Below are 13859 nucleotides of genomic sequence, written 5' to 3' on the forward strand. Positions count from 1 at the left end.
TATAAAGATAGATAAAATTCCCAATAGCTCCAATATTATTTTCCAAATTCTTAGAAAATCTTGATTTTAGTACTGCTAATAATGTAAGTTTCTAGTCAGGGAAAATGGCTGAATCAGTATGTCCAAGATTAAAGAATTTACAGAATTAAAACAAAAAATTACTCACCAAAGCCTTAACGAGGTAACTAGCAACTTGAGTTAATAAAAACATTATGATTCAAGTCTACCATGCAGCCAATACTTCTATTATCACCGCCTCTTTATGAAGTAGTTTTGCTTAAGAATTTTAGAGGCAATGCTGTGCGGTACTCCAGTGATTACATCTAATGTTTCATCCATGTCGGACGTGGAGGGATAGTTATTTGATTGGACTGTGACTAAAATTCGGGCGCTGATTGCCTAAACAAATCGTTTTTTGAATACTAACCAACTAAAATAAATGAGGCTAAAACAAAAACACCGTGACAATTTGCCCACAGCCCAAATTAATATAACAGCCAAAGTTTTAAAAGTTCTTTTTGTCAGTCATGCCTATGTTGTCGGTGTTAACCAGGGCAAATTGAATGCCATCGCACAGCAGGAAAATATTGAAGTCGGTCTTCTTGCTCCCAGTAACTGGAAAGCCTTAGAATGGGATCGTCTCATCCCACTAGAACGCCCTTATTCTCATCTGCATCTCTATTCGGCTCCCGTCATGTTTTCGGGGCGAGTGGGAGCGCATTTATATGCCCCTTGGGTCATCTGGAAAGTATTGCAAGATTTTCAACCCGATCTGATCCAAATCGAGGAAGAAGTCTTTTCCATCTGCGCTTTCGAGGTCGCCATTTTAGCTCGCATCACCAACAAACCGATTATCATCTTTGGCTGGGAAAATCAATTGCGCCAGTTACCATTAGCTCGTTGGCAGATATGCAAATTTGTCTTGAATAGTGCCAGTGCAATTATCTCCGGTAATCAAGACGGAGCTAATGTGATGGAAAAGTGGAACTATCGGGGCTTATTAGAAGTAATGCCGCAAATGGGAGTTGATCCAGAGTTTTTTGCCCCATCCATAAAATCACCCACAGCCAATACATCCACTTTTCAGATCGGCTTTCTCGGTCGTTTAGCTCACAGCAAAGGAATTGACCTCATTTTTAGAGCAGTTGCTCAATTACGCGATAGCGGCATCAATAGTCAAATTATTCTTTGTGGTTCTGGCTCTGAAGAAACAGCACTGCGAAAACTAGCCGAAAATCTGCAAATTAGCGATCGCATCGTCTGGCGAGGCGCAGTTCCTCATCAGCAAGCCCCCGCAGAACTGAGCCAATTTGATGTCTTAGTATTACCTTCTCGCTCAACCCCAACGTGGAAGGAACAATTCGGTCATGTTCTCATAGAAGCTATGTCTATGGGAATTCCCGTCATCGGCTCAAACTCAGGTGAGATTCCCAATGTCATTGGTCGTGCTGATTTGGTATTTCCAGAAGAAGATCACAGTGCATTGGCTGATATCCTCGCCAGACTAATCAACGATGCTGAATGGAGACAAGAAATTGCCCGCTATGGTATGGCGCGAGTACACCAACTTTACACCCATGAACAAATTGCCCATAGATTAATTTCTCTATGGCAAACTATTCTCCTTCAACCCTGTTAATAAGGATATATATGTTGAATTTTAGCCCTAATCCTAAGAATCGCCTTTATACAAATCTCAACAGCTACCTCACATTTTTGAACTACATCCTAGTTGGAAGATTATGGCCAGACAGCAAAAAAATTGACTTGTTTGAGCAGGTACTTTGCGAGAGATTTAAAACTGATTACGCAGTTTGTGTTTATCAATGTCGCCTGGGGATATATTTAGCTATCAAAGCCTTAATCAAGCCTGGACAAGAAGTAATTTTGTCGCCTTATACCATTGTTGATGTTATAAACATGGTAATTTTTGCGGGAGGTCGTCCCGTATTTGCCGATGTTGACATAGAGACTTGTAACATTTCTGCGGCTGAAGTAGAGAGGCTAATTAATCCTAATACTGGGGCAGTCTTAATTACTCATTTACATGGACTTGCTGCTAAAGCACACCAGATTAAAGAAATTTGCGATCGCTACAATATCCCGATAATTGAAGATGCCGCTCAATCATTTGGCGTACAAGAACAAGGAAAACCAGTTGGTACTATTAGTGATGTTGGTGTATTTAGTTTGGAAATGCACAAAAATCTACCTACGTTTCTTGGAGGAGTTGTAGTTTCTCATCGCCAAGATGTGATTGAGAAAATTCGTTCTGAATTAAAGGAATTTTCCCATCCTCCCCTGCCTGGTATTACCCAAAAAGTTAAAAAAGGGTTGATACATGATATTGCTAGTTCGCCTATTCTTTTTCAACTTTTAACCTACCCAATTCTGCGGTTCAGTTATCTCAATAATGTTGAATTTGTTAACAGTAAAGTTAGGAGAAAACCTCAAGAAAGTAAACCAGCAAAAGAACTTCCTGATATTTACAAATCTCAATTTACCTCATTACAAGCTAGTCTTGGTTTGTCACAGATTAAAAATGTTGATCGGAATATCAAAACCAGAATCGAATATGCCCATATTTATTATGAAGGGCTAAAAGATATTCATGGTTTAATCTTACCTCCCCTCCGTAATGATGGCTCTCATACCTACCTTTGGTTTCCAGTTCTCTATTCTCACAGAGATGATCTACTTAAGTTTATGTTTGAGCAAGGTCGAGATATCGCCGCAGGTCATTTTACCAGTACCGCAGATTCACCTCGATTTGAGGAGTTTTATCGGGATTGCCCCAATGCCAAACAAGTTGAGAAAGAGTTATTGTACTTGCCAACCTATCCTAGCTACTCCCGCCGTGAAGTGGAAAAAAATATTGAGGTCATCCACAAGTATTTTGCTGCCAAAGCAACCCCCACTATTGAAAACAAGCCTCGGCGATTAGAAATCGGGCGTTGCTGAATTGAGGTATGAAATTCCCAAATTGAACCTTTAAAACTCAAACCTCAGTGCGTCTTTGCGCCTTTGCGTGAGACTAAAATTCATACCCTTAATCAGCAACACCAGAAATCGCTGCTATACAAACTAAGTCCGCCTGCGCGGACTAAGACTACATTGAGGATTTGTCTGTGTAGTTGTGACTTCCAATCGCTTGGATCATCAGGAACTTTCAATGTATGCACTCTCTCAAACAATCGGTTCGTCTGCATTCCCTAGATACTTTTCGCGGCATCACAATTGCCGGGATGCTTTTTGTCAATATAGCTAGTGTTGCCCCTGGGATTCATCCGTGGTTATCCCATTCATATTGGCAAGTTAAGGCTAATAATAAGTAATTGGTGATAAAAGCCTTATTTTCATCCTGTTCATCCTTTAATCCTGGATATCCTGATTCTGACAATGTGGCAACTGACGTTATTAAACTAAAGGTATAATCATAAAAATGTTTATTGATGCAGAAAATCTTGAAAATGAAACTACTTTCAGAGCAGATATTGCAATAGTTGGCTCAGGTCCGGCTGGTATTGTTTTAGCCTTAGAGTTAGCTAAGGCAGGATACGAAGTTGCTCTCATCGAGAGTGGACGTTTACATTTCTCCGAGGAGATTCAAAATCTTGGTGAAGCCAGTCATTTTGATCCCCAATTTCATGCACCCATGTCAGAATGTACTCGCAGACAATTGGGAGGAACATCCATCATTTGGGGTGGGCGTTGTTTGCCCTACGACCCTGTGGATTTTGATCAGCGACCTTATATTCAGAATTCAGATTGGCCTGTCACTTATCAGGAAATTACAGGTTACTTTCAAAGGGCGTGTGACTATTTCTTTTGTGGTCAGTCAGAGTTTAATATCAAAAATATCTCCAACATCCAGCAGAAATCCATTGTTCCAGGATTACCTGATGCAGAGGTACTTAACTCAACCCTAGAAAGATGGTCTCTCCCTACCAACTTTGGTAAAGAATATTTTCATGATTTGCAGCAGTCCCAAAAGATCAAACTACTTTATGGCTTAACTTGCACTGAAATTGAAACTAATGAACAAGGCACTCAGGTTGAGTTACTTCATGCCAAAACCTTGGTAGGTAAGAATATTTGGGTGAAATGTCAAAAGTATGTACTGGCAGGTGGTGCATTAAACACTACTCGCCTACTACTTGCCTCTGATCGGCAGCATCCAGGTGGCATCGGCAACCATAGCGGGCTGTTAGGAAAGTTCTACATGGGGCATCTTTCGGGAGATATTGCCCTTATACATTTCACCACACCACCCAAGGATACTGTTTTTGGATTTGATCGAGATCCAGACAAAATCTATGTGCGCCGTCGCTTCTCTTTCACCCGCGAGTTTTTACACAAAAACCAACTTCCCAATATTGTAGCTTGGCTAGGATCTCCCAAATTTGGTGATCCATCTCATCAAAATGGCGTTTTATCTTCTGCCTATTTAGCCTTAAATATGCCCGTGTTGAGAAATTACTTGACCTCAACAGCAATGCGAAAAGCTGCGATAGGAAAAGAGAATCAGGGGGTCTATCGAGCGCATATTATGAATGTTTTGAAAGACTTTAAACAGGCTATCGCTTTTGTTCCTCGTTTTGGCTATGGGCGATATATTGCCAAAAGAAAAATTCCGGCCTTGTTTGTCTACAGTGCTGCTAATGAATATCCTTTGCACTATCACAGTGAGCAGATACCTAACCCCAATAGCGCTGTCACCCTATCAGATGAAAGGGATGCACTAGGAATGCGAAGACTGAATATCAATCTTCAGTTTACACAGCAAGATATAGATGGTGTGGTTCAAGCTCATAAATATTGGGATCAGTACCTCAGAGAGCATAACTGTGGTTATTTAAAGTATGTGACAAATGATCTTGAAGCTAGCGTTTGGGAGCAAGCTGGAGATGGATTTCATCAAGTTGGGACAACGCGGATGTCAGTAGACCCCCAAGATGGTGTTGTCGGAACTAACTGTAATATTCATGGTTTAGATAATTTGCTTGTTGCCAGTAGTTCTATTTTTGTAACTTCTGGTCAAGCCAATTCCACATTTATGATTGTGGCGTTTGCTTTGAGATTAGCTGATTATCTAAAGAATACCCTTGTATAGAGCGATTCAGTAAAATTTGTATGTGTTTTCTTTATCTAATAAGGCATTAATAAGTTTTATAAAAAAATAGCCTGTAGAATTAGAAAAATATGCTTTGCAAACAAAAATGTGACAGTCAAGATGTGTCCGCTATCATTACCGCAATGACTGATCGTGAAAAACCCTTTTTGCGTGATACTGTGCAAGCGGTGATTTCAGACCCCGCCATTGGTCAAGTCATTCTCTGCATTGAAGAAAAGAATACTTGGGTAGAGACAACACTGGGTTCTCTAATCGCAGATCCCCGATTAGAAATTGCTCGGATGCCACTAGCCCCTCCAGGAGCGGTTCGCAATCAAGCTTTAAAATACGTAAAAATGACATGGGTAGCATACTGTGATGGTGACGATGTTTGGTGTCAGGAAAAAACGCTGATTCAACGTACCTATGCAAATAACTTAGGGTGCGATTTCGTCGGTGCTGACCACTACCTCACGAATGAAAAGGGCAGCATACGGGCGTTTGCTATGGCACGCTATCTTCCCTTGCCCTCATCGTGGATGGTACGAACTGAAACCATGAGACAGCATCCATTCAACGAATCGCTTTACGAAGCAGAATGTGGCGAGTGGTGGGTTCGTACCAGTGGTATCGTTCGCAAAGCAAGATGCCCGGAAATGCTTTTACGGTATCGTATTCGCTCAAGCAGTCTCAGTGCAAATACCCCATCCATGAGACGAAAGGCAAAAATTGTCACTTTGGCAAACATACCGGGACTTGGGGCAATAATTCTCTTTGTCACTTGGTTTATTTGGCTATTCTCTCGGAAGAAGACATACATCTGGCATAGAGGCTGGGGTCAACAACCATACAAAAACACTGACCAGAAGATGAAAAATCAATGCGAATAATGATTGTCCGACGAGTACCAGGAGCAGCATTTAGCTTAGATGTCTATGCTGACAACCTAGTAGCAGGATTAAGGACAGTGCGACCAAATTGGGAAATTGCCGAAATTGCTCCCATTCCTTGGAATAGCTCTGACAAACTCTATCTATCAGGCTTAGGTATTAAAAAATATTATGAAACTTTTTGGCGACATCCCCGCGCTGTCTCTCAATTAGAGGCAGATATTTTTCATGTAATTGACCAAAGCGATGCTCATATCGTCTATGGACTACATCGAGCTAATAAGCCGGTAGTTGTCACCTGTCATGACTTGGTGCAGTTCATCTATCCAGAAATTTTGCGAGATCAATCACGGATTCCCGCATTGAGTACGGCTATGTGGAAATATTCAGTAAGTGGGATGGAAAAAGCAAATCATGTAATTGCAGTTTCTACCAATACGGCTGAAGATATCACCCGGATGTTAAAGATTAAACCAGAGAAAATCACTATTGCTCTCAATGGTATTACTTCAGAATTTCAAGTGCTTCCTACTTCAGAGGTGTCCGAGATTCGCAAGCAGTATACGCCCTCCCCTGACACTTTTTGCTTGCTGAATGTTGGTAGCACCCATCAACGCAAAAATATTTTGACAGTCCTGCGAGTATTAAAAGACTTAAAAGAACAGGGATTTCCAATATGTCTATGGAAAACAGGAGATAGATTTACGCAGGAGCAACAAGCCTTTATTCAAGCGCACGATCTGGAATCATATATCTTCAATTTAGGTAATCCAGACAAAGCCCGTCTAGTGCAAATTTACAATGCCGCTGATGTGCTTTTAGCTCCCTCTTTATATGAAGGATTTGGATTAACAATTGTGGAAGCAATGGCCTGTGGTACTCCTGTGATTACTTCTAATGTTTCATCTTTGCCAGAAGTAGTAGGAGATGCGGGGATAATGATCGATCCGAATTGTCCACAAGCGATCGCAGATGCAGTGATTGAGCTTTATAAAAACCCTGCTCTTTATGCAAACTTAATTGAGAAAGGACTATCTAGGTCACAGTTTTTTAACTGGCAAAATACAGCAGAGCAGGTGGCAAGAATTTATGAGAAAACTTTTGCAACTTATAAAATAGGAATCTTCAATGATTTATGAAAAAGATTAAACAGAGATTTTGCCAATTTGTCTACAATAATTCATATATCAGTGTTACTGTAAAATACATCAAAGTTTTATAGTGAAATTAATTTGGACTAAGATACAAAATTTACAGAAAAATCTATACAGCACTCATAAATCCTGAATTCTGCTATAGCTTTGTAGATGAATAAATTTGTTGGAGAAAAATATATGCTCATAGGAAGAAAATTTTGGGAAATAGTTCAAGACAAGCATCCAATGCGCCGTTTAACAGCAGGTTTGATGGGAAGGTCTGGTTTTGCTAGGTTGTTTAAAATTAAGATTAATGTTCAGGACTATAAAATTTTTCTTCATCCAACTGGACTTAGTAGCCTCTATTGGTACGAACCAACTGCGGGGAAGGAAGATTATGAGTTTATTTCCAGTTTCTTAAAAGAGGGTGACATATATATAGATATAGGGGCAAATATTGGAATTACTCTGATACCAGCAGCTAAATGTATTGGAGAAACTGGTAAAGCCATAGCCTTTGAGCCTCACCCTAAGACATATTCATATCTTCAAGAAAATATGGATTTAAATAATTTAAGTGGAGTGCAAATTCACAATTGTGCCGTAGGAAATAGCCAAGGATATATTTACTTTACCAATAAGTTTACAGATGAGAAAAACCAAGTTTCAAATACATCTGAGAATAGCATCAAAGTCCCAATTGTATCTCTAGATAATTATTTAAAGGAGATTAGTAATATTTCTCTCTTAAAGTTAGATGTTGAGGGGTATGAAAAATATGTTCTTGAAGCTGGCAAGGAAACCCTTGAAAAAGTAAATTGCATTTACTTTGAAGTGTGTCCCGAAAATTACGAGAGTTTTGGATATCAATCTTCAGATGTCCTGAAATTGGTTGAGAAATCTGGTTTTAGACTTTTCAAGAGAAAGAATGATGCAAAAGAACTTATACCTGTAAATAATCAATATGTGCCTTTATCAAGTTTGGAAAATCTCATTGGCATCAAGAATGTAGAGGATTTTCAAAACAGGACTCAATGGCAAGTAAAGTTTGAATAATGCAGAATATTGACAAAATTTCGCAAATGAATATGGTGCATATACGGAACTTTTGATGTAAATGAGGTACACCAATTTCATGGTGGGTTGTAAACCTTGGAATTTGAATTGGTCACTGTACCTCATAAACGTCGAATCTGCTGTACTAATCTAGCCCTTATTCTCTACCCCATTCATCTTTATTTATTGCATCAAATGGAAAAATTCTATATACATTCTCCAGTCATACAATAGGCAAATTATGTATTTGCATTCACCCACAACTAAGAAACCAAAAAAGAAAGGATGGATTGATAATACAAGCTTAATTATCCTTGCCTTTTCCGTAGTTTTCTACTCCCGTATTTTTTGTGCCATTACTCGCGCTCCTTCAATCCTGAACCTTGCTCACTTCGCAGTTGTTCCCTTTGTTTTAGGCGTTGTATTATTTACCAGTCGGGCAAAAGATCGCAAACAAATTAATATTGCCTATTCTTTTGTATTAGGACTTTTGATTTTTCTGGTCGCAGTTTTAGCTAGTGCATTATGGAATAACACAGGCTTGATTAACGCAATTGTCTCTTTCATGATGCTTTGCGAACCCTTTATTTTCCTCTTGTCCATCGTCTGTATTCCTATGTCTGCGGAATCCATTACCCGCATCAAGAAGTGGCTGATGTGGTCTGCTGTGATTAACTTTGTTCTTGCTGCTTTCCAGAAGCCTCTAATTGATGCGGGGAAACTCAATGCTAACGGATTTAATGGCACGGATGGATGCGGTGGAGTCTTTTTCGTTTCCGGGGCGGGAAATTATGTATCAGCTTCGGTATCAATTGCTTTTGCTCTTTACTTCTTCACTAATGAAAAGACTTTTCCATTATGGATGAGAATCGCGGCAATTCTCGCTGCTTTTTGGCAGATTCTATTTTCTGATTCTAAACAACTTTTGCTTGGCTATCTAATCGCCTGGGGTCTTTTAGTTTTAGCCAATGCCCAGGATTTTGGTAAAAGTATAAAATTGCTGAGTGCGATCGCTATCTTCGGATACGGATTTCTTTGGTGTGTACAAAACTTAGAAGCATTTGCTGGATTTACATCTTGGGCGCGACCGGAACTTTACGGATTAGATGGTTATGCTTGGTATACCAAATTTTACTCAGTGCGTTCTATTGTATCTCATTATCAATCATCTCTGGATTGGTTATTTGGTCTAGGTCCTGGACATACTGTCAGCCGTCTAGGAGTATGGTTTCTTAGAGATTATTGGTCTATACTCGGACCACTAGGTGCTACCACCAATCCAATTGGTCAGGAAGGAATGGATTTTTGTGTTAGTTCTTGGCTTTGTTCTGGTTCTAGTCTCTTCAGCCCCATTTTTGGCTGGGCTGGAATATGGGGAGATTTAGGACTGTTAGGTGTAGGAGCATACCTATTTCTCTGCTATTTAGCCTGGCAACATTTTGGACTAGATGATTCCTTAAAAGTTACTTTACTAACTGTTCTCGTCATGGGTTTTATTTTTACTCAATTGGAAGAACCGGGTTTCATGCTCTCTATCGCCTTTATGGTAGGAATACCATGGCAAGAACAACGATTGAAGAAACAGACACGGCAGAGGCAGGAAACAGGGAATAGGGAGCAGGGGGAATATTTCTTGTCTCTTACCTTGCCCGAAGAGCGTTAACTACTCAATACAAGTATAAATATGAAAATTTTAATGTCTGCTTACTCCTGTGAACCAGGTATGGGTTCTGAACCTGGTGTGGGTTGGAATATTGCCCGCGAAGCTGCTAAATACCATGAAGTCTGGGTACTCACTCGACCCGATGAGAGTCAGGATATCATCAACGCAGAATTAGCACGTCACCCTGTTCCCAATCTTCACTTTGTTTACTTTACCCTCCCCTTTTGGCAAGATAGCCGACGCTGGGGACAGTCTGGGGGAATGCAGTTTCACTATTACCTCTGGCAAATTCAAGCCTATTTTGTCGCCCGTGACTTACATCAGAAAATTGGCTTTGACTTGAGCCATCATGTCACCTTTGTTAAGTATTCCAGTCCTTGCTTCCTCTCACTCCTACCCATTCCCCTTGTTTGGGGTCCTGTAGGTGGTGGAGAATCAGCACCAGCAAGCTTTTGGCAGGATTTTAGCTTAAATGGCAAAATTTACGAAATTGCTCGTAGCGGCGCTCGCTGGCTGGGAGAAAAAGACCCCTTTGTCCGTCTGACTGCTCAAAGAAGTGCTGTAGTCCGAGCCACAACTAAAGATACAGCCCAGTGTCTCTATAAAATGGGTGTGAATCATGTGCATATTTTGCCGGAATCAGGGTTATCGGCGGCAGACATAGACCATCTAAATCAATATGAAATCCCTAATGAGCCAATAGTAAAATTTATCAGCATGGGTAGACTTTTGCATTGGAAAGGCTTTCATTTAGGATTGCGTGCCTTTGCTCAAGCGAATCTACCAAATACAGAATACTGGATTGTGGGAGACGGACCCCAATGGCATCACCTGCAAACTTTGGCATCAGATTTAGGAATTGCTAAAAAAGTTAAATTTTGGGGTAGGTTGCCTCGTGAAAAGGCTTTAGATTTATTAAAAGATTGTCATGTGCTAGTTCATCCCAGCTTACATGATTCTGGTGGGTGGGTCTGTATGGAAGCAATGGCAGCAAGTCGTCCTATCATCTGTTTAGATCTAGGGGGACCTGCTGTTCAAGTTACAGATGAAACTGGTTTTAAGATTACTGCTAATGAACCATATCAAGCTGTCCGTGATTTAGCGGCCGCAATGATTCATTTAGTTCAAAACCCAGAACTAATAGTGAGTATGGGTCAGGCAGGTCGGAAACTAGTCAATGAAAACTACAGTTGGCAGATTGTCGGAGAGCGTTTGCACAAACTTTATTTAGAGATTGCTATCAAGAAAGTATCAGGAACTAATGTTGAATCTGAAGTTTTTTGAACCTAAATTTAACTAATTAATTTTTCCCACTTGGATAATATGCACATATTAATTGCTGCTTTACACAGACCAACAAAACCAACGGGTGTTTGCCGACACGCTGCAAATCTAGCTCAATGTTTGGCTGATACTCCAGAGGTTAGCAAGGTGACTTTAATTGTCGGAACATGGCAGAAAGATTACTTTGAACAATTTTTTCATTCCCCAAAAATTCAATTAATTACTGTAGATATTAAAAATAGTTCCTTGGCAAGAAATATCTGGTTTTTATTTGGTTTACCAAAATTGGTAAAGCATTTAAATCCTGATATTGTCCATTTATCTTTTCCTTTTCCTTTTTTACAACCACTTTTTCCTTGTCCTATTGTTTCGACAATTCACGATTTGTATCCTTATGAAAAACCAGAGGTTTTTGGCTATCCAAACGTGATCTTTAATCGCTTGTTTTTAAAACAATGTATAGAACATAGTGATGGTCTTACCTGTGTTTCTAAATCTACTTTAAGCAGTCTTAAATCCTATTTTCCCAAAACTCAAACACTCAAACCCATTACTGTTATTTATAATTACGTGGATTTTAGTAATATTGTTGCTGAACCACCTCATAATTTAGATATTAGTGATCATGATTCTTTTCTGTTATGTGTCGCTCAACATCGAAAAAATAAAAATATAGATTTGTTAATTCAATCATTTTCTTTTTTAAAGAAAAATGGTTATTTAAAAGATCAGACTAAGCTAATAGTTGTTGGTAGTACAGGACCAGAAACAGAGAGTTTAGTTCATCAAATTCAGAATCTATCTCTTCAAGATCAAGTGCTGCTAATTCATGCAATTAAAGACCGTGAACTATGTTGGTTATATCAAAAATGTGAAATTTTTGTGGCCGCTTCATCTCAAGAAGGATTTTGTTTACCATTAGCAGAAGCTCTATATTTTTCTTGTCAAGTAGTTTGCTCAGATATTCCCATATTTAGAGAAATTGGTAGTTCTAGCTGTTGTTATTTTGATGTTGAACGTGATACTGTCAAAAATCTCTCACAAGCCATTATTTCTACTTTAGAACAGCCTGTAAATAGAACTGCTAATGATCTTCAATTTTCTAAATTGGATGTAGCAAATCAATATCTAAAATTTTACTCTACATTTTCCTTTATTAGTCAGTAGGGATTTTTAACTGAAAAGTATCCCGGAGGGGCTTAGTATTTCTAAACCCCTTGCTTGCCACGCAACTGAAAAAAATTAACATAAAAAAGAGAAAAATATTATATAATTATTCCCGTTAAATTTACACTTAAAATTATCATCTGCTGACAGTTAATTAAATGTAAAAAATAAGAGCGAAAAAATCATCAAGTTAATCAAAAAATAATTCATGTATTAGCAGGGTAATTTTCGGTAGTCTTAAAAAGAAGCCTTTGCTGATAAGTATCAGGAAAGTCTTCAAAAAAATTGGATGATTGTTGTTACCAACAGGAGTGCAGATTATGAGTCAAAATTTTAACGATTATAATTCATCTGTTCATAAAAAAATCAAGACTGAACAAATAGAGCAAATAATCAAAGCGATTATATCTGGTAAATATTCTTGGGCTTGTGTTCTAGTTTTACAATTTGCTGGTTACAATCCTATGGACTATATCCCCTATCGTACTTATATCAGATTACTTAAAACTAACTGCTTGCTTGGTAATTCTCAGCAAAATTAACCACCTATCAGCAAAGTTGACAGGTTTGATTTGAAATTAAAGTAGTTGCGTTTTAAACATGGATTTGTGAGAATTTTTTCTGAAAAATAAGAAGGAAAGGTGAAGATTCATCAATAAAAATTTATGACTATCATGCCGATTTTATGATCTACCCAACCACAAGTTATAATCATCAAATGCAAGCAATTATTCAAGAAATTGTGTGGCAGAAAAAACTAGAAGTTGCACAAATACAAAAAGATATGTCTTGGGCTTCCTTGCAACGTCAGTTAACTGCTGCTCCTACTGTCCGGGACTTTTTTACGGCTTTGCAGTTGAGTATTTATAAACCTAGTTTAATTGCAGAAGTGAAAAAAGCATCACTTTATCATAGTGTAATTAGACCAGATTTTGATCCAGTTACTATTGCTCAGGCTTATAAAAAAGGAGGAGCATCTTGTGTATCTGTTGTCACTGATCAAAAGTTTTTTCATGGTGGGTTTGATCATCTTCGTGCTATCAGATATCGCGTAGGAATACCTCTACTTTGCAAAGATTTTATCATTGATCCTTGCCAAATTTATTTAGCCCGTTCCGCTGGTGCAGATGCAATATTATTAATTGCTGCTATTCTGACAGATAAGCAATTACAAAACTTCTTACGAGTGATTCACTACTTAGGGATGAATGCTGTCATCCAAGTTCATAACTTAAATGATTTGGATAGGGTTCTCGCATTAGAAGATGTCAGGATAGTTTCCATTGATAACCAGAGTTTAAGTGATTTTAATACCAATATTAACACTACTCAGGAATTATTGGCAGCTAGGCGATCGCAACTTCAAAACCTAGGAATTTTAGTCATCAGTGAATCAGGTATAGAAACCCCCGATGATTTATCATTTGTTGCTGAAATTGGTGTACAAACAGTGATCATCGGAGAATCTTTGCTTAAAGAAAATGATTTAGAAGTAGCTGTCAGAAATTTACTCCAATCCAAATTTCCTATTCATTATTAAGAAGAATTAA

12 protein-coding genes are annotated in these 13859 nt (G+C 38.7%); all 12 read left to right on the plus strand.

Annotated elements, in window-relative coordinates:
- Window positions 1-439: 439 nt before the first annotated feature.
- The 12 genes from BMF77_RS19230 (at window position 440) to BMF77_RS19280 (ending at window position 13849) form a co-directional block, all read left to right on the plus strand.
- On the plus strand, window positions 440-1639 hold the full coding sequence (locus BMF77_RS19230; RefSeq protein WP_148765039.1) for a glycosyltransferase: 1200 nt from the start codon (window positions 440-442) through the stop codon (window positions 1637-1639).
- An 11-nt stretch (window positions 1640-1650) separates the two neighbouring features.
- Window positions 1651-2961, plus strand: coding sequence for a DegT/DnrJ/EryC1/StrS aminotransferase family protein (locus BMF77_RS19235; protein ID WP_168204465.1), 1311 nt, complete (start codon window positions 1651-1653; stop codon window positions 2959-2961).
- 215 nt (window positions 2962-3176) lie between these two features.
- The gene (locus BMF77_RS26870; protein WP_168204466.1) at window positions 3177-3335 is read left to right on the plus strand and encodes a hypothetical protein; all 159 of its coding nucleotides are present in this window, start codon (window positions 3177-3179) and stop codon (window positions 3333-3335) included.
- Window positions 3336-3442: 107 nt separating this feature from the next.
- Window positions 3443-5113, plus strand: coding sequence for a GMC oxidoreductase (locus BMF77_RS19240; protein WP_148765043.1), 1671 nt, complete (start codon window positions 3443-3445; stop codon window positions 5111-5113).
- A 143-nt stretch (window positions 5114-5256) separates the two neighbouring features.
- Complete coding sequence (locus BMF77_RS19245) at window positions 5257-6003, plus strand: hypothetical protein (RefSeq protein WP_210422232.1); 747 nt, start codon at window positions 5257-5259, stop codon at window positions 6001-6003.
- Window positions 5994-7142, plus strand: coding sequence for a glycosyltransferase family 1 protein (locus BMF77_RS19250; RefSeq protein WP_148765047.1), 1149 nt, complete (start codon window positions 5994-5996; stop codon window positions 7140-7142). The genes BMF77_RS19245 and BMF77_RS19250 overlap by 10 nt, the downstream gene beginning before the upstream one ends.
- 168 nt (window positions 7143-7310) lie before the next feature.
- On the plus strand, window positions 7311-8195 hold the full coding sequence (locus tag BMF77_RS19255) for an FkbM family methyltransferase (protein ID WP_148765048.1): 885 nt from the start codon (window positions 7311-7313) through the stop codon (window positions 8193-8195).
- Window positions 8196-8436: 241 nt separating this feature from the next.
- The gene (locus tag BMF77_RS19260; RefSeq protein WP_148765050.1) at window positions 8437-9858 is read left to right on the plus strand and encodes a hypothetical protein; all 1422 of its coding nucleotides are present in this window, start codon (window positions 8437-8439) and stop codon (window positions 9856-9858) included.
- Between the two features lie 21 nt (window positions 9859-9879).
- Complete coding sequence (locus BMF77_RS19265) at window positions 9880-11142, plus strand: glycosyltransferase family 4 protein (protein ID WP_148765052.1); 1263 nt, start codon at window positions 9880-9882, stop codon at window positions 11140-11142.
- A gap of 39 nt (window positions 11143-11181) precedes the next feature.
- On the plus strand, window positions 11182-12309 hold the full coding sequence (locus BMF77_RS19270) for a glycosyltransferase family 1 protein (RefSeq protein ID WP_148765054.1): 1128 nt from the start codon (window positions 11182-11184) through the stop codon (window positions 12307-12309).
- A 320-nt stretch (window positions 12310-12629) separates the two neighbouring features.
- Window positions 12630-12851, plus strand: a complete 222-nt coding sequence (locus tag BMF77_RS19275; RefSeq protein WP_015081001.1) for a HetP family heterocyst commitment protein — start codon at window positions 12630-12632, stop codon at window positions 12849-12851.
- 86 nt (window positions 12852-12937) lie between these two features.
- A complete protein-coding gene (locus BMF77_RS19280; protein WP_305791132.1) occupies window positions 12938-13849 on the plus strand; it encodes an indole-3-glycerol phosphate synthase TrpC in 912 nt (303 codons plus the stop codon).
- Window positions 13850-13859 lie beyond the last annotated feature (10 nt).

It is taken from the genome of Dolichospermum sp. UHCC 0315A (assembly GCF_008121535.1).
Taxonomy (GTDB): Bacteria; Cyanobacteriota; Cyanobacteriia; order Cyanobacteriales; family Nostocaceae; genus Dolichospermum; species Dolichospermum lemmermannii.